This is a genomic window from Arthrobacter sp. 10L424, from assembly GCF_056395325.1.
Map to the genome: position 1 here is coordinate 69,341 of NZ_JBFTJH010000003.1, position 23,628 is coordinate 92,968.

General features: G+C 63.5%; 17 protein-coding genes and 1 pseudogene. 8 read left to right on the plus strand and 10 right to left on the minus strand.

Annotation, left to right across the window (positions count from 1 at the left end; translation table 11 throughout):
- Window positions 1-63: 63 nt before the first annotated feature.
- The 7 genes from AC1DC5_RS05860 to AC1DC5_RS05890 form a co-directional block, all read right to left on the minus strand.
- Complete coding sequence (locus tag AC1DC5_RS05860) at window positions 64-1,338, minus strand: DUF2254 family protein (RefSeq protein ID WP_441407047.1); 1,275 nt, start codon at window positions 1,336-1,338, stop codon at window positions 64-66.
- Entirely contained in the window at window positions 1,335-2,006 is a 672-nt protein-coding gene (locus AC1DC5_RS05865; RefSeq protein WP_441407048.1) for a GAP family protein, read from the minus strand. Before AC1DC5_RS05865 ends, AC1DC5_RS05860 begins: the two co-directional genes overlap by 4 nt.
- Before the next feature lie 141 nt (window positions 2,007-2,147).
- Complete coding sequence (locus AC1DC5_RS05870) at window positions 2,148-3,227, minus strand: sulfite oxidase (protein WP_441407049.1); 1,080 nt, start codon at window positions 3,225-3,227, stop codon at window positions 2,148-2,150.
- A 25-nt stretch (window positions 3,228-3,252) separates the two neighbouring features.
- On the minus strand, window positions 3,253-4,119 hold the full coding sequence (locus AC1DC5_RS05875; RefSeq protein ID WP_476864507.1) for an enoyl-CoA hydratase/isomerase family protein: 867 nt from the start codon (window positions 4,117-4,119) through the stop codon (window positions 3,253-3,255).
- A 26-nt stretch (window positions 4,120-4,145) separates the two neighbouring features.
- The gene (locus AC1DC5_RS05880; RefSeq protein ID WP_441407051.1) at window positions 4,146-5,486 is read right to left on the minus strand and encodes a Dyp-type peroxidase; all 1,341 of its coding nucleotides are present in this window, start codon (window positions 5,484-5,486) and stop codon (window positions 4,146-4,148) included.
- Window positions 5,487-5,488: 2 nt separating this feature from the next.
- Window positions 5,489-6,628, minus strand: a complete 1,140-nt coding sequence (locus AC1DC5_RS05885; protein ID WP_441407052.1) for a DUF4331 family protein — start codon at window positions 6,626-6,628, stop codon at window positions 5,489-5,491.
- 5 nt (window positions 6,629-6,633) lie between these two features.
- Complete coding sequence (locus AC1DC5_RS05890) at window positions 6,634-7,179, minus strand: hypothetical protein (protein ID WP_476864508.1); 546 nt, start codon at window positions 7,177-7,179, stop codon at window positions 6,634-6,636.
- Window positions 7,180-7,581: 402 nt separating this feature from the next.
- Here AC1DC5_RS05890 and AC1DC5_RS05895 point away from each other — a divergent pair, with 402 nt between their 5' ends.
- The 6 genes from AC1DC5_RS05895 to AC1DC5_RS05920 all read left to right on the plus strand — a co-directional run bounded on the left by AC1DC5_RS05895 (window position 7,582) and on the right by AC1DC5_RS05920 (window position 15,915).
- Window positions 7,582-8,415: a response regulator gene (locus tag AC1DC5_RS05895; protein ID WP_476864509.1), complete on the plus strand. Its 834-nt coding sequence runs from the start codon at window positions 7,582-7,584 to the stop codon at window positions 8,413-8,415.
- Between the two features lie 957 nt (window positions 8,416-9,372).
- The gene (locus AC1DC5_RS05900; RefSeq protein ID WP_476864510.1) at window positions 9,373-9,819 is read left to right on the plus strand and encodes a hypothetical protein; all 447 of its coding nucleotides are present in this window, start codon (window positions 9,373-9,375) and stop codon (window positions 9,817-9,819) included.
- Window positions 9,820-9,913: 94 nt separating this feature from the next.
- The gene (locus AC1DC5_RS05905) at window positions 9,914-10,300 is read left to right on the plus strand and encodes an SHOCT domain-containing protein (RefSeq protein ID WP_441403772.1); all 387 of its coding nucleotides are present in this window, start codon (window positions 9,914-9,916) and stop codon (window positions 10,298-10,300) included.
- Window positions 10,301-10,307: 7 nt separating this feature from the next.
- Complete coding sequence (locus AC1DC5_RS05910) at window positions 10,308-10,907, plus strand: SRPBCC family protein (RefSeq protein WP_476864984.1); 600 nt, start codon at window positions 10,308-10,310, stop codon at window positions 10,905-10,907.
- 81 nt (window positions 10,908-10,988) lie between these two features.
- On the plus strand, window positions 10,989-11,777 hold the full coding sequence (locus tag AC1DC5_RS05915) for a TM2 domain-containing protein (protein WP_476864511.1): 789 nt from the start codon (window positions 10,989-10,991) through the stop codon (window positions 11,775-11,777).
- 3,235 nt (window positions 11,778-15,012) lie between these two features.
- Entirely contained in the window at window positions 15,013-15,915 is a 903-nt protein-coding gene (locus tag AC1DC5_RS05920; RefSeq protein WP_476864512.1) for a metallophosphoesterase family protein, read from the plus strand.
- 255 nt (window positions 15,916-16,170) lie between these two features.
- Here AC1DC5_RS05920 and AC1DC5_RS05925 read toward each other — a convergent pair whose 3' ends face one another.
- The 3 genes and pseudogenes from AC1DC5_RS05925 to AC1DC5_RS05935 all read right to left on the minus strand — a co-directional run bounded on the left by AC1DC5_RS05925 (window position 16,171) and on the right by AC1DC5_RS05935 (window position 19,518).
- Window positions 16,171-17,682 (minus strand): MFS transporter, encoded by a 1,512-nt coding sequence (locus AC1DC5_RS05925; protein WP_476864513.1) that lies wholly within the window; start codon window positions 17,680-17,682, stop codon window positions 16,171-16,173.
- A 3-nt stretch (window positions 17,683-17,685) separates the two neighbouring features.
- Window positions 17,686-18,918: an amidohydrolase gene (locus AC1DC5_RS05930; protein WP_476864514.1), complete on the minus strand. Its 1,233-nt coding sequence runs from the start codon at window positions 18,916-18,918 to the stop codon at window positions 17,686-17,688.
- Window positions 18,919-19,243: 325 nt separating this feature from the next.
- Window positions 19,244-19,518: pseudogene (locus tag AC1DC5_RS05935) on the minus strand (copper chaperone).
- Window positions 19,519-20,267: 749 nt separating this feature from the next.
- Here AC1DC5_RS05935 and AC1DC5_RS05940 point away from each other — a divergent pair.
- Together AC1DC5_RS05940 and AC1DC5_RS05945 are read left to right on the plus strand one after the other, a co-directional pair.
- A complete protein-coding gene (locus tag AC1DC5_RS05940) occupies window positions 20,268-20,561 on the plus strand; it encodes a glycosyltransferase (protein WP_476864985.1) in 294 nt (97 codons plus the stop codon).
- A gap of 378 nt (window positions 20,562-20,939) precedes the next feature.
- Window positions 20,940-23,489 carry an Ig-like domain-containing domain gene (locus AC1DC5_RS05945; protein ID WP_476864515.1) on the plus strand — a complete coding sequence of 850 codons (2,550 nt, stop codon included), beginning with the start codon at window positions 20,940-20,942 and terminating at the stop codon, window positions 23,487-23,489.
- Window positions 23,490-23,628 lie beyond the last annotated feature (139 nt).

The following is a 23,628-nucleotide window of genomic DNA, read 5'->3' on the forward strand; positions in this document are numbered from 1 at the left end:
TGCGGAAAGTTCGGTCGGTTGCTGGTCGACGTCCTCATCACCGTGTATCTGCTGCGGGACCAGTCATTCTCGGGGCGCCTGCGGCTGTGCTGCGAGCAGGGCGGCGTTCACTTGGAGCTGGAGCTGGAGGAGGGGAGCCTGAGAGGCAGGCCAGATCTCGAGCACATTGGCCAGCAACCGCCGCAGGCGATCGAGCACCATGGTGAACGGTGTCGCGAACTGCAAAAGATCCTCGACAGCGATGCGCAGGTAGTCCTCCCAGCTGGGCAGCACCAGTCGGACCCGTGTATCACCGGCCGCATCAATCATGTCCGCGACTGCCAGTTCCCTCTTCGCCAGCGCCCGCAGCAGCCCCTCGGTGGCGTCAATTGCGTCCACGGCGGACGCCGGATCGTTGACGGAGGGGGACATGGCCCGAAGCGCGATGTCGGCGAGCAACCGGAAGGCCAGCGTCGGGTCCTGGTCGAAGGTCCGTTCGGCGCTGCGCACCACGGCCGCCCGCACGACGTGGTCGCTCAGCTCACCTCCGTGGATGTCGGCCAGCGGCGAGTCATCGTGCACGGTGTCTCCCACACCGACGCAGAACACCACCAACGCATCTGCTCGCCTGGCCTCATGAATGAGCCGCCGTAGCTCAAGCTGCTGAACGACACCGGGCACGCCGTCCCAAGTAACGGTGCGCCGCAGCTCCGGCAGCTGCGAGGACGGTTCTGTCGCGCTTTTCGGGTCGGCCCGCATCGGGTATACAGCGGCGATGACGGCGCGGCCGCGTGAGGTTACGGCCTCCAGCACGGATTCCAGCTTGAGGGACAGAAATGCTCGAATCTGCAGGGCCCGGATCAGCGCAAAGGTGACAAGAGTGGCGAGGATCGCTGTGACCGGTACGAGCGCGGTCACCTCGGCCAAGTTGATGCTGACCACACCGGCAGTCATGGCGAAGATGAAGACGCCGACGGCCAATGCGAAGGTGCGCCACACGAGAGGGTCGCCGTGGAAAAGGTTCAACCGTGGCGAGAAGCTGCTGGCGGACCATTGCACCACGCCGAAGAGCAGCGCGAAGACAATGCTGACCACGCCGATCACCCCGATACCGAGGGTGAAAAGTAGCTCGGAGAGTCGGTTTCCCTCCACTGTTGGTCCACCGGAGACACGGGGGAGCGCAAGGCCCAGGGCCAGTCCGGCCAGCGCGCAGAACAGTTGGGCAAGGCCGGCACGCAGTCGGCGCCGTGCACGGAGCAACCGCCGGGGGGTTCCGCGAGACGAGAACGGGTTCCCCGCGCCGTATCGGCCGCTCATCTCGCCACGGCGCTGTCGGGTGAAAATTTGCATTCGCTTCATAGGCTGCCGATCCCGTTACCAATGACCACCATGCCGAGCACGAGCAGAAGGACCGTCATGACTGTCGCGTTATTCGTCACGAGCCAGTCACGCAGCGACTCGAGCGGCGGAGTCATCCGTCTGGACGCGACGACGTACGCGATCACCGGGATTGCTACAGTACTGGCCGCGATGAGCAAGAAAACGGCGATTGCCAGGGCTTCTTCGGCGCGGGTGAGTCCGCCGGCGCCGATGGCGACCCCGGCTCCGATGGCCATCAGAAGATTCTTAGGGTTGGCCGCTGCGAGAAGGAAGCCGAGAAAGGTGGCGCGCCCGGTGGTCACGGTATCGATGGCCGCCATCCAATTGGGAAGTGCAGCCTTCTCGCCGGGTACCGGACGCCTCCGCCATTGCGTGGCTGCGAGGACGAGAAGTCCGGTGCCCAGGAGAATCCTGATGGTCCCCGCGATCGGCTTGGAAGCGTCCGGGTTCTCGTCGGGAACGAGGCCGCTGAGCAGGGTGAAGATGACGACGGTGACGATGATGCCGACGACCCAGCCGGCGAGGAAGCCTACGCTCACCCCCTTCGCTTGTGGGGACAGGAGCATGAGGATCGCGGCGATTATCGGGACGGGGCTGATCGCAATGCCGAGCGCTAACGGGAGAATTTCCCCGATTACGGGTCCCATGCAGGCTTCCCTTCGCGCGGGCGGAGGCACTCGGTGACAGCTCGATAAGAGGCCGAGCCGCGGCCAGGTTCGGCGTGGCAACTGTAGCTGCCCCGCCTGATGACTTCGCCAGCCACGCACGGTGAAAGCGGTGCCTCGGGGTCAGATGACGTCGATGTAGATGACCTCGATGGCGTTGTTGCCGTAGCCGAGCCGGTTCCAGGGCGGGACGTCGGGCTGAACGTTTCCAGCCGCGTCTTTGGCCCTGACGCGCAGGGTGTGGCGTCCGATGTCGTTGGCTTCCCAGTCGAAGGACCATTCCTGCCAATGGTATGGGCCTGACGGGGGCTTGAGGGTGGCCGCGTACCACTCGCCTTCGCCGGTGAGACTGACATCGACGCCTGTCACCGGGCCGGTACCGGACCAGGCTTTGCCTCGTACTGTATGCGTGCCGGCGGCGATGGTGGATCCGGCGGCCGGAGCGGTGATGCGGGCCCGTACGTGCATGATGTCGACGGGCTCCGGTGGCCGGTCTGCCCATTCGTACATGTAATGTCCGGTCTGAAACTCCCCGACGAATGCCTCGGTCAGGATGTCGATTCGTTTGAGCCACTTCACGGAGGCCACGGCGTACCAGTGAGGGACGATGAGTCGGAAGGGCGACCCGTGGTCCTGGCCCAGGGGATCGCCGTTCATCTCGTACGCGATGAGTATCTCTGCGGCCGGATCGGCGGCGTGAGCCAGGGGGAGTGCGCGGGCGAAACTTAGGTTGTCCTTGTTGGTGTCGGCGAGCACCGGGGTGAGGTGGTAGGCGCCGTGGTCGGCGCCCTCGAAGCGCACGTCGACGCCGTTGGTGGCCGGATGCGCCTGTGCCAGTACTTCGTGCAGGAAGGCGCCCTTCCAGCGCGCGGTCGATACGGCGTAGTCACCCCAGGGCTCACCGGTGGGCAGCGGACGCATTTCCAGTCGCCCGTTCCCGGCGCATTCGAGCGTGACCGCCCGTTCGTGCGCCGGCATGGCCCGTAGCTCATCGAGCGTCAGTGTCATGGGGTGGTCCACCGCGCCGCCGATCTCGAGCGTTCCGTCGTGGGCGGGCAGTGCGAAGTTGCTGCGGACGTAGTGGAGCTCGGTGGGGGTGATTTCGCTGGCGAGGGCCGCGGGGGGCGCTTCGGCGTTGTACGGGGCCGGGTTGATCATCTGCAGCGCGGCACGCGCGGCATGGAGATCGTCGGTTACTTCCATGGCTAATCCTCCTCGTGGGTCCTGATCAGTAGTCAGCGTCGCGGAAGACCGGTTCGCGGTCTTCGTTGAAGGCGCCGATGCCTTCGATGCGGTCGGGATGGAGCGCCGAGCGCCAGTGCGCTTCCATCATGATGGCGATTGCCTGCTCCACGGGCTGGCCCTCCCCGAGTTGGACGGCCCGTTTGACGGCCTGTACCGCCGTCGGGGAGTTGCTCGCGATCGTTTCCGCAATCCGCTGCGCCGCGTCCGCCAACTCGTGCCAGCCATGGACCTCGTTGACCATGCCGAGGCGGTGCGCTTCGGCCGCCGTGATCGGGTCCCCTGTCATGAGCATTTGCATGGCCCTTCCGGATCCGAGGAGACGCGGCAGGAACACCGGGGAGCCGCCGCCGGCGGAGAGTCCGATCATCGCTTCGGGCTGCCCGAAGGTGGCATTCGTGGAGGCGATGATGAAGTCGCAGCTCTGGGCGAGCTCGCATCCGCCTCCGTAGGCGATCCCGTTCACGGCGGCGAAGAGCGGCTTGCGCAGTTGCCTCACGGTGTACAGGGTGCGATCGAAGGCCTGGCGCTGGCGCAGCCAGTCCTCTTTGGTCATTTGATTGCGCTGCCGCAGGTCGCTGCCGACGGAGAAGGCCCGCTCTCCGGCGCCCGTGAGGACGACGACCCGGACTGCGGTGCGGACGGCGATCGTTTCGACAATTTCGGTCAGCCGGGCGCCCATCTCGGTCGTGATGGCGTTGTCGGCGTGCGGCCGGTTCAGCGTGATCACGGCAATCTGGTCGTCCTTGCGGTAGTCGAGGAGGACGGAGGACTCCGGTTCCGCGACATCGGCGGAGGGCCGGGCGAAATCGAGTTTCTTCCAGCGGTCGGTGCCCCCGGCGGTGGTAGTCATGTTGTGCTCTCCTTCATCGAGGCGGGTCATGGCAGCTCCGCCAGCCAGCGCATTGCCGCCAGGCTCGGGGCGAAGCAGTACTCGCCCCCGCGCGTGATCACGAAGGGTGGAAGTTGCTGCAGCCGGCGCCGGATCGGCCTCTGGGGGATAGTGAAGCTGGTCGTGCCATCGCCCGAGCCGACGAGGGGGTCCGCTTCATTGGGGGCGCCGATGAAGATCCCGTCGTTGAGCCATTGGGTCTTGACGAACTCGAACTGGCGCTTGATGTGGGCGCCGACGAACACGAAGATGATGCCGCGGTCGGCGCCGTCGTCTTCCAGCACTCCTTCGGGAAGCGCCGGTCCGTAGCTCGTGCCGCGCCGGATCATTCGGTGCAGGCGGACGTTGACGCTGCCATCGTTGTCGAGTGCGTCGCGTGGGTTCGCGCGTCGTGCGTGGGCGCCGACGGGGCACTTGAAGCCGCGGGGATCGTCGCCGTAGAGGAAGTCGTTGTTCCGTTGGGGGTCGCTGCCGAGCTCCGGGTCGTCCCGGTCCGGGGAGAGCGCGAGTGGGGCGCCTCCCTGCCAGCGCCCGACCATTTTCGCGCCAAGCAGTGCCTCCTCCTGCCGGTCCGTGGCCTTCGCGCGGAGGTATTGCCGGTAGGCGGCCACTTTTGTGTGCAACTTCCGGAAGACGACATAGGTCCCGTTCCGGCCCAGGATGTCCGGGGTCGGCATCGGCGGCAACTCGCCCGTCTCGTCCGGATAGCCGAGGATGATCTCACCGGCCTTGAGCGGCCGCTCGTGCGGATTCGATGGCGGCCTGCCGCTGCCCTCGACCGCCGGCTGGCCGATACCGTCCTTGAAGCCGAACGAGGTACGCCCGGTCGGGAGCTGGTAACAGTCCTGACGCCAGAGGACCGTGATGCCGTCCAGCTCCTGATGGGCGCGGCGAGCCTTCACGACGACGGCCTGGAGGCGGGCCAGATCGGGTGAGAGCACCGCGATGGCGACGTGGACATCAGCCGTGCCGAGGGGCTTCTCCCAATGCTCCGGGCCGCTCTCGCCGACGTCGCCGAGATGCGCTGCGCGCGCAGCCATCCCTTCGCGGAACTCTGGTGCGAAGCTCTCAAGTGAGCTCTGCGGTACCCCGAGCGCTTCGAGCCCGTGATAGGTGAACGCGACGGTCATCCATGCGTCGTGTGCGGGGTCGGGCGATGGCCTGCCCGTGTCGACGACCGCCTGCAGCCGCCGGACGAGTTCGCGCCCTGCGGCGCGGTCATCGATGCGCAGCAGCAGGTACGCTCCGACATAAGGCGAAGGCCGCTCGTGCAGTGCACCGCTCTGAATGTCGTCGAGCTCGAGGGCGACCCTGTCGTTGCCGGGCATGGTCAGTGGTGTTCCGGCTTCTCGGGCGGGTTGGGGTTGGGAGGGGAGAGGTAGGGAAAGCTGCGCGAGGCCGGCCTGGAGGACCGATCGACTCCATCGCTGATAACGGGACCGTTGCCGGCGTTGATCAGCGTCGTGAAGAATTTATCCATGACGTCGTCATTAATCGCCCGCCCGCCACAGGTCTCGTGGGCCCGCCCCTGGCGGGCGGCGAGTTCGATCTCGAGGAATGAGCCCTTCTCCTGGTAGGGCTTGGTGAGGTCGAGGACCAGGTAGTCGGCGAGGACGAGTTCGGTCAGCGGATGGCCGTTGCCGTTGATCGGCCAGTCGGTCCTCCCGTCGAGACCGTCCCAGAAGGCGAGGTTGGCGTTGAGCCGTGCCCGGTAGGCACCTTCGTAGCCGTGCTGGATGTGGAACGCGTCCTCCATGTTGTACAGGTCGCGGATCTCGAGGTCTTGATTGACCGGATCGAACTGCTTGGGCCCGAGCATCAGGTTCTTGACCTCGGGGCGCCCGACGCGTTCGATACGCACGTTGAACGTACCCCGCGTTAGCGTTTCGGCGATGACGCCGACGAGCGTGGCGCCCCCCAGCAGTGCAGTGTCGATCTCGACGACCAGCCCGAGGACGTTCTTGCCGTCCATGTAGATCGCCCCGAGCTCAGCGAAGGCAAGTTGGCCGGTAGCGACCGTCTTCAGGGCCGCGGGAGCATCGAGGATGAACGGATCCCAGCGCGCCCCTGCGAAGACACGCATGCCGTGTCCGGACCCGCCCTCCTCGTCATTGACGCGGAACGCGACGGACTCGCCGGAGGGCGTGGTGCAGGTCCCCTCCTGTTCGAACGGGTGCGCGTCCGCGCTGGTCGGCGGGGAGAACACGCAGTCGAACACGAACTCTTCGGCGCCATGTTCGGGGCCGGCAGAGAACGGCGCCCGATCGCCGGGCGCATTTGCCGTGAGCGGTCGCAGCCGGAACCGGTAGATGAGGCCCTCCGAGAACGCGTTGGAGACCTTCGCGAACGGCAGGGTATTCATCACGAGGACCAGATGATTCGCCCGGTCCGGGCTAGGAAACGCGAAGACATCCGTGATGTCGGCGATCGCGTTGGCCAGCGCCCGGGGGCCCGAGATGTGATCAGACATGGGCGTCAGTCCCCGGCTTCGTCGAGCAGGGGCTTCAGGGCGGGGTGCTGCAGAGCTGCTGCGGCGTCGGGGTGGTCGAGCACGCGCTGGAAGGCCGCGGTCACCCGTTGCGCCTTGCGGATCTCCTTCACGGTTCCCGGATAGTTACGCGCGTACGCAGCAGCACTCCGCTGCGCGCCGAGAATAAATGCCTTCTCGGCGGCCAGGTCGGGCAGACCGTCGTAGCCCTCCGCATGCCGGAAAATAATATCGAAGAGCGCGAGCGTCGGTCCAGAGTTGAAGAAATCCTCCATATAGGCGTCCCAAGTGCCGTCGAAACTAGTGATGAACGCGAGCCGGGTGTCGTTATCGAAGAGCACGAACCGCGCCTCGTGGATGGTCGTGATCGCCATTCCGTAGTCCCCTGGCCGGTAGCCGGGGGTCTTCTGCAGGTCGTCCAGCGCGACCCGCAACGATTCGCTCTTGCCGGGCTTTACCCGGAAGAACAGGCTGAACTCACTCGTCGGGCCCACGCTGACGCCCGGACCGGTCGATGTTGCCGCTGTCGTCATGCGGTGATCCTTCCCTGATGTTCGGTAAGCCTGTCAGGACCTAGCAGCTGCCACGTCACCCAAAGGGGATGACTCGACACGTCGCTCTTAGGCAGTCACGTCTGTGACCCGGCCTGGGGCCGCGGGTTCCCCGGCCGGCAACTAGAGCCGGCGGTGAGTGGGACTGGCCTTCCGTGAGCACCCTGACGATTGCCTATGGACGGTCCTCCACAGCCGGTGACACCCACGTCACAAGGGCCACCTGTGGTATCGCGTCCGGTACTACCTGTTGGCAGGAGGCTATACGGGGCTTAGCCTAGGGAGCACAGGATGGCCAGTGTGCGCGTAATGCGCGCTGGCGGGTGACCGGGGGGATCATCCAGCAACGTTTTTCGGTCTCAAGACGAAGGAACGTGTTGGAAAATGACCCCTGATGTGGAATTCCACCCGCATCGACCCTTGACGGGCCGGGGCGTGTATCTGCTGGACGACCACGAGGTAGTGCGGCGGGGCCTGCGCCAGCTTTTGGAGTCCGAGGGCCTGAGCATCGCCGGGGAGTCCGCGTCCGCGCGCAAAGCACGGCGCCAGATCCGTGCCCTTCGCCCCGAGTTGGTCATTGTTGATGATGATCTCAACGATGGTTCCGGGGCCGGGGTGTGCCGGGATATTGCGGCGGCGGACCCGGGCATCCGGTGCGTGATGATGACCGGGGAGAGCGACGAAGGGGTGCTGATCGACTCCATTCTGGCCGGTGCGTGGGGCTGCCTGTCCAAGCAGGACGACAACAGCGAACTGCTCAGGCTCATCCGCCGCGCCCTGGCAGGGCACACGGCATACAGCGGCCGATTCCTGCCCGCGCTTACTGCCCCCCGGCTCCGGGGCCGCAACCCCGAGGGTGAGCTACTGCTGACCTTGACGAGGCAGGAAATGAATGTCGCCGTCGGGTTGACGAAAGGGCTGACCAACCGCCAGATCAGCCGGGAGCTGTTTGTAGCAGAGAAGACCGTGAAGACCATGACCTCGGCCGTATTGAGGAAACTCGGCATGACGCGCCGGTCGCAGGCCGCCGTATTCATCATCAATGCGCTGAATCCCTCGGACAACCATTCATACAGGTCAAGCCCCTTCCCGGACCTTATCGCGGAGGTCACGGCAGCACTGCTGAACTGCGTCAGCGAGGCCGGGACAGCGCCGCCAACAGATGAGGAGCGGGCAAGGGATGCGCGTCGGCTCGCCGACGCACTGACCGCGATCTAGGCCGCCCGGCCGGCAACCCTCCCGCTGCCGGAAACTCGGACCCCGCCAACGGCGTTGCCGGGTCCGGCACTCAGAAGCGTCGGCGGGTTTACCCTGACCCGGATTGCAGGCGCCCGCTGGCGCGGCGTTCTGGGCCTGCCTGCACAGTATTCGGAGTGGACGGTCATGCCGCCCCTTGCCAGTGAGCGGTGCGCCGGGTGCCTTGAAGCGGGTGTTTGCCGGGTTTGGACTGAACGATGTCATGAGTGTCCGGCCCGAGGAACCGGAGATCCAGCGGACAGGTAATCACTAGTAGTTGCACGGCCCGCGGATCGGCTCCGACCAGTTCCCTCAGGTCAACGGTGATACTGAAGTCCTGAGCGAGTGATGCCGCGCGGCGTACGACCGGAAGAAGTCGGTGGACGTTGCGGAGATTAAGTTCCCCCATCAGGGGTGATGGTGATGGTGCCGGACCCAGGTCCACGGCGACGGGACATCAAGTTTGCTGTTCATAGACGCTATCTTGTCTACAGAACACGGTGGCCGGCTGCCGGACCACTACCAGATTACCGGTCGGCATGATCGGTGTCAGACGTTTTTAGCTGCTGCTGTGTTCTGCCGTGTCACCGCAGCTCGGGTGCCGGTTAGCGCACATCTGTCCCGTGTAATCCGGGGTCCGTTCTGTTGGCTCGAACCAGAGCCGGTTCGTGGTGAAAAATTCCGTAAATTGACTAAGGAACCTGGCCTGGCGGTCGCCTGACAGGGCGTTGTCTTCGGAAGCCGCGGTGTACCGGGTGCCGGACGCTGGAGTCTCCGGGGGTGGTGTTTCAGGGTGGCGGCCCGCCATCGGATCTCTGGTATTCGCGTCGGGAATCATCATCACCGGATGAGGTCCGGGCCCCTGGTGCGGCCCGAGAATGGTCGTACTCGCCGGTGGCAGAGCCTCCTGCGGCAACCCATTTCGGATCGGAGCCTCCAATGTCGAGACCGCACCCGATCCTTGCAGGATCGATCGCAATCGCGGCATCCGTCGCGTTGCTCACGGGCTGCAGCCCGTCCAGTCCCGGGGCGAGTGTCAGTAGCGCTCGGGCGCAAGAGAATGTTTCGCAGGCGTGCGCTGCTGCCAGTGCCTATGCCGCGGCCCTGACAAACTTCAAGCAGACCCTGAAGCCCGGTGCAACGGTGGAGCAGATCCGTTCGGCGCGAGACCAGGTCGCGAAGACCTACGACGATCTGATCAAGGCCAGTCAGGACGTCTCGAGAGACGAAGTGGACGCCGTTCAAGCGGCTGAAAAGAACTTCGATCGGGCCGTCAAGGATGTTCCTGATGATGCCACTCTGGCCCAGGCGGTCGGCTCACTGCGGGATGAAGCAGCCAACGTCCAGGCCGCGGTCAGCGATTTGCGGACCGTGGCCAAGTGCTAGGTTCCGCGATTTTGTTCACCTGCGGTAGGCCCATTTCACGCGCCCGGCTGCCTTGGCGCCGAATGCCGCTCCAATTGAAAGCAGGGAAGTCAACATGAGTTTCTGGGAAAACTTTTGGAACATTTTCTGGTGGTTTTTTTGTGTGTATGCGTTCTTCGCCTTGCTCTGGGCGTTGTTCGCCGTCGTTGGGGACCTGTTCCGTGACGACAAGCTCAGCGGCTGGTGGAAGGCCATCTGGGTTATCTTCCTGGCATTCGTGCCCTTTCTGAGCCTGCTGGTGTACTTGATTGCCCGCGGTAAAGGCATGACTGAGAGGTCCATGGAACGGGCGCTAAAGCATCGGGAGGCCTCGGATGCGTACATCCGCGGGGTCGCTGCAGCGAGTCCAAGCGAGGAGATCGCCAAAGCCAGGGCTCTTCTGGACTCTGGAACTATCAGTGCTGATGAGTTTGACAGGATCAAGGGCAAAGTACTGGTCTGAGCGCGCCATGAGATCCTGTGAGGCCAAGACACTGATCAGTGCCCGGAAATCCACGGTATGGGAGATCATCACCGACGGCGGCAACTATACCGTCTGGGACTCCGGCATTACCCACATCTCCGGCGGACTGCGCAACGGGGCCACGATTCGAGTCCGGAGCCGGCCCGGCGGGAACCGTACATACCGTCTACGCGTCCGGCAAATACCGGGCGAAGCGATGACCTGGACCGGACGCCTGGCCCTGGGCCTGCTCAAGGGCGTGTGCACGTTCACGCTCACGTCCCACGGTGAAAAAACGCTTTTGCACGTCAGACAGGATTTTGCCGGCCCACTCCTGGGCCCGCTTTGGAAGACCCTGCCCGATATTGAGCCGGCTTTCGCTGAGTACGTCAACGCCGTCAAGAAACGCGCCGAACTCCTCAGCAGACACGAAACCAGGATCCACGCTTCATCCGGCCGAACACGGGACGTATCGGGCGTACGCTCAGACCCGCCGAGTGCCCGCGACACTCAGCCTTGGTCGAGTACGTTCTTACCCCACGACCAGCGTCTGCCTCAACCTCTGCGTCCGCAACCGGACCGGTCAAAATCCTCCGGGTCGATGTAGGACTGCTTCATATGCATCATGACGTCGCAAAGCAGCCCGACGTCGAACGCCCGGCTCTGTGTGCGAAAACCGTAGGGAAGCATGGACCCCACCCTGAACCCCGAGCAGGGACACCCGTCAGCCCTGCGCAGGCCGGCCCGAAAGACCGTGGACATCCCATTCGAGCTGCCCGGAAATCAGAATGTGCCCCTGCCCGGGCAGAACGGGCTGTTCTTCGAAGGCGACGTCCCGCCGCTTCGTTCCCTCCACACCGCGTGGCTGCTGGCGTTGTTCCTTGGCTTCACCGGCGCGGACCGGTTCTACCTCCGCCGGCCCGCCACCGGCACCCTGAAGCTGCTGACACTTGGCGGTGCCGGCATTTGGTGGATCATTGACCTGTTCCGGATCACCAAAGAATACGCCGCCGACGGTGCATCCAGGCCATTGGCCGGGACCAATTCCCAGCGCCGCGGCCTGCGGCTGGCATCGACCGCCGTGGCCGCCGCCCTCGTGGCTGCGGTGACCTACATCACCGGGGAACCTGTCGCCGGGACAATCACCGCTACCGTCACCGCGGTGAACGAGCTGCTGAACCCGGCCCCGCCGCCACCGGTCAAAGAGTGGGTCACCGTCGCGGAGGCCTCCGGCACCAAGCCCCCGGGGCCGGTCGTGACCGTCACCGGCAAACTTCACATCGAGTACACCTTCACCGGCCCGGCCGTGGCCTACCTCCAGCCTGCGAAAGGACCGGCCATCACCATTCTTGCCCGGATCAAGGCCGGAGCCGGGGCGACCGGCATCGCCCTGCAGCCGGGAACCTACACGCTGATAGTCAGCACTACCGGCACCATTTGGCACCTCACGGCCGAGGAGTACCGGCTCCCTGGGTAGCGGCACGGCCTGTGCCGCGTTGATCTTGACACGGGGGCAGACGACTTGCCTTGCACGGCTCACCCGCGCGGCTTCCGCGGCGACGGCCGGCAGTTGGTCCAACAACGCCACGGGCCGCCCGGGAATATCACCCAAGGGGGTGCGAAGAGGCGCTGGAACGTGACAACCCCCTTCAGCGGCTCCTGCATCGGGTACTGGAACTGCCCTCGGTTTTGTTGACTATTTGACATAACGAGCGAGTGCTCGTGAAAGGACGTTGACCATGCCGACGGCATGTGGGGCGGGGTTCCGCAATGTGAGTTGGGGTCGCCAGGCGTGGCGGAGGGCTCCGCTACGTCGTTCGTGGTGTGTGCTCACTTCCTGGAGGCCGACCCGTCGGTTGGTCGTGGAGGTCGCTGTCCGTGTCCCCATGAGACGATCGGAGAGGAGGGACCCGCCGCCATGCTGTTCGTCGATTTCCAGCATGGGGCCGCCCCGTATTGCGGTGCTCATTGGGGGCTGGTCCGGTTCCGGAACCACACTAGGCATGTTGGAGCGAAATCGCATCCCGTCCGGGCGGCCGTATTGACAGCCCGGTTGGGATCGCCGACGTGGCAGAAAAGAGGGTGTGCACATTGTGCACACCCTGGGCTTCGGATCGGGTCGTATATCGGCCGGACTGGGCCGGATTGGCAAGGTTTGCGGGGGAGTGGCGGATATTCAAGGGTCGGAACCCGGTTCGAGTCCCACCTCGGGCACGTGTTTTCTCTGTTCAGGGGGCCTGAGGGCCTCTGAGTGTGCACAAACTGTTCACTTATGGGCCCCTCCGGGGCCTATTTTTGTTGGTGTGCCGTTGCTGTGGCCGGTGGCTTTTTCTCGTGGTTCGGGCAGCGGTGGCGCTGTTTACTCGTTCATGGCCCGGGGTGCCGCCAGCTGCATGACTGGACGCTGGCTGGGGGAGCGGTGCTGCCTTTGCTGGTTTGCATTTCTTGATGTCATGACTGTTCATGGCGACGTTGCCAGGTAAGCGCATGACTTGATACGTCTTGTTGACGGTCAAGCGGCTAGCGCTTCCTTGAGCCCGAGGTGTGCCCGGTCGGCAGCGGCGAGTCCCTGGTCCGTGAACGTCTGCTCCGACGACACTCCAAGAGCAACCAGGGGCATTCTTCCGGGCGGTAAGGTCTTGGTCGTACGAGGATACGAGGGCGTATCCGATGGGGGCCCGGTCATGGACTTGGATGTGCTGTTTAGCCCCGGGGATTCTGTCGATCTAAGCAACACCTATTTCAAGGTGATTCGATATGTATTTGAGTTCGACGTCTCCAGCAGGTATCCGTTTTCTGGCCTCGATCAAGCAAGGAGATGGTCTCAAACCCTCCGCCCGTGCGGTCGGCATCGGCAAAAGCAGTATCCCGGCGACTAAAGGCTGGCGATGTGTCCAGCTTGGTCTACGCCGGGACCCTTGGAATTTGGTTGTCCCCACACTTCTCCGCCGGCCGTGTGTCTCAGTTTCACTGCTCCAGTGGTAACGAGTATTCATCGCTCTCTCCCAGTGCCAGTAGGGACGCGATTGCTTTTGATGTGGGGTCATTGTGGGAGTTCAGACGCCAGGAAACCGTTGCCACGGAATCAGCAGGCGCAGCAGCAGTTCGACGTCGGGAGGCACTCATCATGGCTGCACTTACTTCCTTCCTATATCGCTCCCACAGGATTTCACTATGAAGCGAACAGGCAAGTTCCATCGTTCGAGCCGCTAGCCGGTCAAAGGTAATTAGTTCAAACGGGTCGTGATCAGGCGACAACTTCACGCCTGTCTCACCGCAGCCAGCAACGGGACACTGATTCGAAGTATTCATTTCCATTGTTCCTCTCTTGCAGGTACTTCATGAATTGTCAGGGATGGAACATTTCATCCGACGCCGAGCATGATTAAGGGAGCGTGTTCACGGTTCCAGAAGCGTGGTTCGCGTTTTGGTGACATCGGGGGCACCTCACTGTTCGGGGCTTGAACCGGCGGATCTACTGGTCATGCCGCCGGACGTGGAGGCCGCGATTTCAGTGGTACAGGCTTCCGTCGACAGCAACCTGTCTGGAGGACTGGAGGGAGTAGGTGCTTGCGCAAAGTGATCATTGAGCCTCACATCTATAGTCGGCATAAGTGCCGGTCCTCTTTCGGCTAAAGGTCTTGCCGCTCGCCACCGACGCTCCGGTAAGTCGCGGTCGCCGTCGCGTTCGCAGCTACTCCCGTTGGAACAATGGTGGGCTCGCCGACTGTGTCCTCCGTGTGGATCGCCTGAGGAATTTCTGTGCGGAACGGTTAGAGGTCCCCGGGTGTGCACGGAGAGGGAAGCTGTCGTATTTGGCGACACACCTCCCTGACGGCGCTTGGCCCAGTCCTCGTTGTCCCGTCGTTGTTGTTCCCTGCTGTTTCTTGCGCTGCAGCCGCCGGTGACCTAGCCAAACCGAAGCGACCATGAGACCCGGCACATCGGCAAAGCCGAGGATGGCGGCCCACAGCAGATTTCGTCCAAATGAGCAGAACAGCTCGCCGAAATCAGCCAACTTCAGTGCCTCGGACGGTTGAACACCCGACATGCAATCGAGGACATCCTCCGATATCTTTGGGTGGCTGCGGTAAGGGATCAGGGAACCCTTCCGGCCCTACCGGAATGACGAGGGACGGCTGGGGGAGTGGCCGACTGCGGCGGACCGCGTACCGCCTTGTGCGGCCTCTGCTGGGTGTTCATCCTTGTTCGTCCTTCAGTTGGGTTTTCGCGTTCACCAGTTCATGGTGGCTAGGGCCGCGTACAACATGACTTGCTGCCTTGCCCCAGTAGTCCTGCATGAACAGGGGTCGGAGCGAAAACTTTGGACCAGCCGCAAACCCAGGTCCATGTAGAGAACAAAAGCCATTCTTTTGTTGATTTCGGTGCCGTATGGCGGAAGAACGGCGGCCGTACAAAGCGAACACTCCGCATTCAAGTGGATTCCGGAGGCCGGCCAGCCGCAATCGCTGCCTTGATGACGTCATCGCCGTGGTCCTTACCAAGTGATTCGGTTACCGGGCCGGAGGCATGGCGAGGTAAACAGCGTCCGGGGTTGTTCTACACTCGAAAAACGGACATACAGGGCGGACCCCCCGATATGCCCGAAGTGGTACACACCGCACCCCCAACGAAGGGAGGCCCCCATGCGCCGCAACCGTGTTATCGCTGGGGTTTCCGCGTTCCTCTTAGGCGTCACTTGCCTTTGGGCCGTGTCCCTCTCCATCGGCGGTCGGATCACTGATGTTCGGATCGCTGCTGTCGGTGACATGAACGGCGTCAGGAACTACGCGCCTGATAGCCCGTCCGGTCGGAACGGTGCGGCGATCACCCGGCTCGTGCAGAACAACGAGATTGACGCGTTCCTAGGGCTCGGGGACTTCCAATACGACACCGCGTCCTGCGCTGACTACGTGAATTACTGGACGCCGCTGTGGGGTGGCACGAAGCCCAAGTTGTACTGGGTGTCCGCACCCAACCACGACTGGAAACCCGGCCGCAACGAAGACCTCGGCAACTTCATGAATGGCCAATGCCCGGGATCTACGGCGAAGGCTGCGATCAACCAGCAGCGTGGGTTCATCAGGGACGGGGAACCGTACTCGAAGGACTTCGGGAACTGGCACTTCGCGTTCCTGTCGTCCGCGCACTGGCGGTACGACCCCTCGCAGGCTCGGGCGTTGACGACGTGGCTGGACAACGACCTCGCTGCTGCTAAAGCGGCGGGTAAGCACCTGGCAGTCGTGCACCACGAACCGTACTTCACGTCGAACACGAGGGAACATGACCGGGCCTCTGACCACAAGCCGTGGATCGACGTGATGTGGAAGCACCGGGTCCGTCTGACCCTGTCAGGGTCACAACACAACTACGAACGCTCGTGTCCGGTGAACAACGCCGACGAGTGCGTCAGTGACGGGATGACCGCGTTCCAGGTTTCCACGGGCGGTATCGATCTGCGCCCCTTCACCAGCAGTCCGTCGTACATCGTGAAGCGGTTCAGCGACACCCACGGGTTCCTTCGGATGACACTCCGAGACAACGGGTCTTTCGACTGGAACTTCGTTCCCACGTCGGGGTCGGGCACGGACGCAGGCACGCGTTCCGCACCGTAGGAATGGCCACCGCCAAGCCCTCTCAGACCAAGGGCACCATATTAAGCGACCGGGCGGCCACCGTCCTCAGAGGCGTAGTTACCACTGTGCAGGCAGGCAGTGCCGGTCCCGTCTGCTTTTCCCGGGCGCCGATACCGGGGCCGGGTCACCGATGCGTTCCTGCCCAGGCTACGAAGGCTCGGAACGGGCCAAATCCCCGACGCGGGTTCTACCGACTTTCGAGGGGCGGTCCGGTCCGCGAAAGTCGGTGGCTCTCTAGCTTCCGATCGATGGTGTCGCCGGGTAGTCGGCCCGCTTGACGGCCCGATCGTCCGGCACCGTGATCATGATGGCGATGATGGCGATCACCACCATAAATAGGTTGAACAAAATTCCCACGGCACCGCCGAAGCGCAGGGCCACGTTTTCCTGGTTGCCGACGAAGAGGCCCCAAGACCGGATGGTATCGGGGTCCATGGACTGCGCGGCAACGTACAGGGCCGCCGAGATGGCCACGCCCATCGCATTGCCCAGCGACGAGGCCATCTTGTAGATGCCGGCGGCGGCCCCGGCCTCATCGTCCGGCACGTTGGACAGCGCGGCATCGGTGGACGGTGTCGCATAGAAGCCGAGACCGACGCCGAACAGGGTGAAGCCGATGACGGTGAGGACGATGTATTGCCCGATCAGGGTGAAAGTCATCGATGTCAACAGGATTCCGACGCCGGCGATCGCGCTGCCCCAGATCATCGGCCTCTTCGGTCCGAAGCGCTGGAGCAGTTTCTCCCCGACCCGGATGGTGGAAAGGATCGCAATCAGGTAGCCGAGGGTCAGCAGGCCGGACTGCAGCGAGGACATGCCGGCGGCGACCTGGACCAGGCCAAGGGAGACGATCAGCGTCCCGGCCGCGCCGTTGAGCAGGAAATTCGACATCGTGGCGCCGGCGAAGGTCGAGTTGCGGAACAGCTTCACGTTCAGGACCGGGTCGTGCCGGCTCGTCTCGATCCCGAAGAACACCAGGGCCGCGACCACCGTGACGGCGATGAGTCCGATGCCGGCCCAGCTGAGCCAGCCGATCAGCGGACCCTGGGAGATATAGACGTTTAGTGCCAGGAGGGCGATGACGAGGGTGATCAGGCCGCCCCAGTCGAAACTTCCGCCTGCCCGCGCCGCCGCTTTGGACTCAGGAGTGCCCCGCAGCAGGAACAGGGCGACGACCGATAGCACGATCGAGATCCAGAAGATGGACCTCCAGCCGAGGGCCGACGTCGCCATGAGGCCGCCGAAGAGGGCGCAGAAGCCCGAGCCGCCCCACGAGCCGATCGACCAGAATGAGAGGGCCCGCTGGCGTTCCTTCCCCTCATAGTAGGTCTTCACGAGGGCCATGGTGGAGGGCATGATGCAGGCCGCGGAAAGCCCCTGCACGACGCGGCCGCCGAGCAGGGCAGCCGCCGTCAGGCCGCCGGCGTTCTCCGGGGTCAGGGCGATCAGGAGCGATCCGAGGATGCTCAGGTAGATCCCGACTTTCATGATTTTCACGCGGCCCAAACGGTCGGCAAGTCCGCCAGCGACGACGATGAAGATCCCGGAGAACAGCGAGGTGATGGAGACCGCGAGGTTCCCCAGTGTCCGTTCGATCCCGAGAGATCCTTGAATGCCGGGGATGACGTTGAGCAGGGTCTGCGCGAACAGCCAGAAGTTGATGACGGCGAGGACAATGCCGATCAGCCACGCATCGTTGGGCTTCCATTGGGTTTCGGTTTTGGCTGAGAACTGGACAGTGCCCATGATCTAGGCATCCTTGGTGAGGTAGGTCATTGCGGCGACGACATGTGTCTGGATGCCCATGGACAGCGTCGGCTCGATCACGGGGGCGAATAGGGGCGAGTGGTTCGCCGGAATGTCCCGTGAAACGGTCCCCTTGGCGACGGCGGCCCGGTAGGTGTCCGGGTCCACCCCGCCCAGGAGCCAGAAAGTGTAGGGCACGCCGAAGGCGTCCGGAATGCGGCTGAAGTCTTCCGACGCGGTTTGCGGCGTGGCACGGCTTACGGCGTCGGCCCCGAAGTGCGCGGTGAAGGCTTCGGTGACCTGATCTGTCACGGCTTTATCGTTGCTGGTCAGCGGGAACTGGTCGTAATACTCGAACTCGGGTTCCTGCGGTGATCCGGCGGCGACGCACTCGCCCTTCACGATCCGCTCGATCGAGCCGAGCACCGCGGACCGGACCTGGTTGTCGTAGGTGCGGATGTTCAGCCGGAGCGTGGCACGGTCAGGGATGATGTTCGATGTCGTGCCGGCGTTGAGGGCCCCGACGGTGACCACAGCGAAGTCGCCCGGCTTGGTCTCCCGTGAGACGACTGTCTGCAGCCGCAGAACGATCGAAGAGGCCAGCACCACCGGGTCCACTGACATGTGGGGCATGGAGCCGTGCGCGCCCATGCCGTGCACGGTGATCTTGAGCGAATCTCCGGCGGAGAGGACCGGCCCGGCCGTGGTGGCCAGGGTCCCGGCAGCAAAGGGCATCACGTGTTGGGCCAGGGCGACGTCGGGCCGGGGCACTTTGGTGATCAGTCCGTCGTCGACCATTGCCTTGGACCCCGCGCCGACCTCCTCCGCCGGCTGGAACAGAGCGATGTAGGTCCCGGACCAGGCCCCGCGGTTGTCCGCCATGAGTTTGGCGGCGCCGAGCAAAGTAGTTACGTGGACGTCGTGCCCGCACGCGTGCATGACCCCGTCCACCTCCGAGGAGTAGGGCAGGCCGGTGGCCTCGGTGACGGGCAGGGCATCCATGTCGGCCCGTGCCAGGACTGTCTGGCCAGTCCCGTTCGTTAGGACGCCGACGACACCGGTACCGCCGATGCGTGTGACTTTGTAGCCGAAAGCGGTGAGTTTCTCTTGGACCAGCTGGGAGGTCTGATGTTCCTTGAGGCTTAGTTCGGGATGCCGGTGCAGGTGGGTGTACATTTCCCGGACCCAGCCGAGCTCCGAATCAAGGCCCGCCACGACAGTGTCTGAACTGTTCATGCGTATCACGCTCTCGTAGGTTCCAGGCGCCTCAGGGATCCGGGCGCAACCGGCAAACCCAGCATAAACCCGGTAAGAAACGCCCGGGAGTCCGCGAGTCTGGCCCACAAGGCTGACGCGCCTGCTCGAGATGGAGCGATTTGCCGTCTGCGAGGCCCGGCCACTGGACGTCATCGACCGGACCAGAAGCCTCACAGACCCGACACCCGTGCCTACATCGAGCGACGCGCTGCAGAAGGCAGGAGCCCACGGGAAATCCGCCGCTGACTAAAGTGCTTCATCGCCAGGCAGATCTTCCGCCAACTTCAGACACTCATAGCTTGACTTACCACCATAGAAGGGTCTCTTGCGCGATAACAGTCAGGGCCACCGCAACTGAGCGGTTGGTAATTCGCTTCCACGGGAGCGTCTTCTCGCCGGCGATGAAACCCCAACCCGCCATCCAGCCGATGCTCATCCCACCGGGCGCAAACGACGCCACCATCAGCGCCCAACAGCAGCGACGCACGACGCCCCGTGCTCAACTCCCACGCGCAGCGCACCGCGGTATCCGCAGCGCATGCGGTGCAGGATGAAGTCCATGGGAATACGGCATTTCATCAGGCTGACGATTCCTGGCAGATGACAGTTGATGGGCAGCCGCCGGTTTAGAGACGTTCCAAAGAACGCGGAAATTGCGACCAAAGTTCGATCCGATTCAAGGCAGTTGCGAAACTCGAAAGCGATCCGCAACGCTGTAACCCCGTCACTAACGTTTATGGAACGGGCGAGAATGCCGAGGTCGCGCTAACAGCCTAACCAAAGTAGACATGGCAGATCGGGAATGGGTGTTTAGTTGCTGCCATTCAACGAGACCCGATGTCGCACCATCGCTAATACACCGACAACAGCCCGACCGTCGACTCAGCTGGCCAGAACCACGCATAGGGACGAAGGATCCAATAACCCGGTACTTACCGAGTGGACCCAGCCGGGAAAGCAAGTATGGCCTACTCGTGACACCAATTGGGGGTCGACCATAGTCTCTACGGCACGGGGAATGGCTTAGAGAGCTGGGGCCATGTATCAGACTATGGCAGACAAGCCCTAGTACCGCGCTTCGATAAGCGCGACAGCGTCTAATCTTCCGTAATGTCATGAAGTAAGGATGCATTTGTCTAATCTCACCCAGCTTTCAATTTGTTTCTCCGAGCTGACGCTTCTCGTCACCGAGGGCGTCAGTAAGATTCATTCAGTTCGAGCCCAAAGGCTGGTCCCCCGAGAGGTCAGTGTTGTTCCGACCATAATGAGGTGCCGTATGGGCGACGTCCTAGGTGGATGGCGTGACGCAGGGAAAGATTGGGGGCACAGTGGGACTTTCCGCAGCGCGTAACACCGGGGCGGGCGACGCAAGTTCCGATGTCTTAGTGCTCCTGGACGACGGCGCCCAAGCTGCACCGGCATGGCTCGAACGGCGGATGGAATTTCTTCTGGACCACGATGTGACGGCCGTGGGCGGGCGCGTTGAACCGGAGTGGGCATATGTCCGCCCGGCCCATTTCGGTGGCGAGCTCGGCCGGATCGGGCTACAGCCGCAGCGGTCTGCCCAAGGCGGCGTCCGAAGTCAGGAAAGTAATTGGCGCAAACATGTGCTTTCGGCGTGAAGTCCTCCGCCGGGTGGGCGGCTTTAATCAGTTGCTCGGCCCCCAATGCTTGAAACCTGTGGGCTGCGAAGAGCCCGAACTCCGCATTAGTTCCAAAATATGTGCCCCGGGTTACGGCGTGCGTGAGCCAGTGGCTCTGGCGCCGCGTACCCGAACACCGGGGGGCGCGACTAGAGCAGTAGGAGCAACCCCCGAGGACTGGGCCGTGCAGGATCCGATCTCGGCGTTCACGCCCGCCAGCGACTTGCGCGGGCCGCAGCCCGCTCACGACCTGAGGTGGTCCCGGCTACGGAAAGCCATCACCTGCTGGACTGGCAAGGGGCGCGGTGGATCGGCACCATCAAGGTTTCCCAGATTGGATGTCGGAAGGATGAAGACATGAGCAACCATAATGCGCATGCGGTTGGACGGTCCTGGCTTGGCGTAAGGCGCGGAGGTGCCCTCTCGGCTGGTCCTCGTCTACGCGGGTCGCGGAATCTGCTCCAAGCACTGCTGTCAGCACTGCTGGTAGCGCTCCTGCTTGCGCTGGGTTGTCTGGTGGTACCGGTTGCGGCGTCGGCGGCTCCAGGTGACGTGGGAGACGAGGGTCTGTCGCATTCGGGGACGGGGACGCCGACAGGTTCAAAGCGGGCAACGAGTGCGTTGTGGTTCAATGACGGGGCCTGGTGGGGGAACTTGTGGGACGCTGCCAGCTCGGTTTTTCATATCTTCCGTTACAACGGTGCAACGGGGTCGTGGGTTGATACGGGCGTGGCGACGGACACGCGGGCGAACACTCATCATGACGTGCTGTGGGACGGCGCGACGCTGTACGTGGCGAGCTATCGGTTCGTCAACGACGGTCTGCCGGCTGAGCCGAACTTCCCGACGACCATGCGGCGCTACAGCTACAACCCGAGTTCCAAGACGTACACGCTGCTGAGTTCAGAACAGATCAACAATCAGCGCGTTGAGACCCTTACCATCGACAAGGACTCGACTGGCCGGGTATGGGCCACGTGGCAGCAGGGAAACAAGATCTTTATGAACGTCACCAACGCGGCCGGCGTGACGTGGGGGACGCCGTTCCAGCATCCTGCGTCATTGAGCAACGTGTCTGTGGATGACACCTCGGCTTTGATCGCGTTCGACGGGAAGATGGGTGTGCTGTGGAGCCGGCAGGTCGGTGACGCCACCGATGGCATGTATTGGAGCTACCACGTCGATGGAGCGTCCAACACCTCCTGGAGCACTCCGGAAGCGGCGGTGCAGGGGCAGCGCAGCGGTGATGACCACATGAACTTGAAGTGGCTGGACTCCTCCGGTGGCCGGGTCTTCGCCGCTATTAAGACGTCGTTTACGTCGGCCTCTGAGCCGCTGATCCAGCTGCTGTCATTCAATGGTTCGACGTGGTCCGTGAACACGATCGCGACCGTGTCGGAGTGCCCGAACCGAGTCCTCGTCCTCATTGATGAGGGTACGCAGAGGCTGCGCACCTTCGCCACCTATCCGAAGCCGAGCGGCACGACGAATGCCGGTGTCTGCACCAGCTCGGGGGGTGCGATCTACGAGAAGTCCACGCCGCTGGACAACATCAACTTCACGACCACGAAGACGGCTCGTATCGTGGACGCCGACCAGTATGTGCACAACGTGACGTCGACGAAACAGAACCTCAACAGTACGGCGTGGGGCACGGCCAACAGCGGTGTGTTGCTGCTCGCCGATGTGAACGCCACAAACCGGTACTGGAACTTTTATGAGCCTGGCCCCGGCGGTGGTGGGGGCGATACCACGGCCCCGACGGTGACGGCCACGTCGCCGTCGGCTGGCGCAACGGGTGTGGCGGTTTCGGCGAATGTGACGGGGACCTTTTCGGAGGCGATGGATGCGTCGACCGTTACGTCGGGCACATTCACGTTGACGACCGCGTCGACGGCGGTGCCGGCCGCTGTGTCGTACAACAGCGCCAACAACGCTGCGTCGTTGAACCCGACGGCGGATCTGGCGGCGGGTACGACGTACACGGCGACGATCAAGGGCGGCTCCACTGGTGTGAAGGATGCTGCCGGTAACCCGTTGGCGTCGGACCGGACCTGGACCTTCACCACTGCTTCCGCGGGCGTCACTCCAGGTGCTGTGGTGTTCGCGGATATGGACGGCACGAAGGACGACACCTACACGATCCCCACAGCTGAGGGCGTGGAATACCTGGTCGGCGGGACGGTCAAGGCCGCCGGCTCGTACCCGGGCACCGGGACCGTCACGGTCACCGCGCGCGCCACCGACGGCTACGTCCTGCAGGCTGGTGCGACCACCGAATGGGCCACCACCTTCAAGATCACCCCGGCGCCGTATACGCCGCCGGCGGTGTCGCCGTTCGCGGATGTGAGCACGGACCAGCTGTTCTACAAGGAGATGTCCTGGCTCGCTGCGCGGGGCATCAGTTCCGGCTGGACCGAATCCAATGGGACCCGCTCCTATCGGGCGCTGCAGCCCGTGAACCGGGATGCGATGGCCGCGTTCCTGTACCGGTTCGCCGGATCTCCCACGTACACGCCGCCGGCGGTGTCGCCGTTCGCGGATGTGAGCACGGACCAGCTGTTCTACAAGGAGATGTCCTGGCTCGCTGCGCGGGGCATCAGTTCCGGCTGGACCGAATCCAATGGGACCCGCACCTATCGGGCGCTGCAGCCCGTGAACCGGGATGCGATGGCCGCGTTCCTGTACCGGTTCGCCGGATCTCCCACGTACACGCCGCCGGCGGTGTCGCCGTTCGCGGATGTGAGCACGGACCAGCTGTTCTACAAGGAGATGTCCTGGCTGGCTGCGCAGGGCATCAGTTCCGGCTGGACCGAATCCAATGGGACCCGCACCTATCGGGCGCTGCAGCCCGTGAACCGGGATGCGATGGCCGCGTTCCTCCACAGGGCCGCCGGCACGCCCTAACACCTCTCGACACCCCACATGTTCTCTCCCAGACACAAGGTCCGCTATCAGTTGCCGCCCGCCCGCCAGTCGAGCACCCCTTTGCTAGGGAAAAGCGGACGTTGCAGTCTGTTCCGTTGCGCTGTTGCTGTTGCGGGCT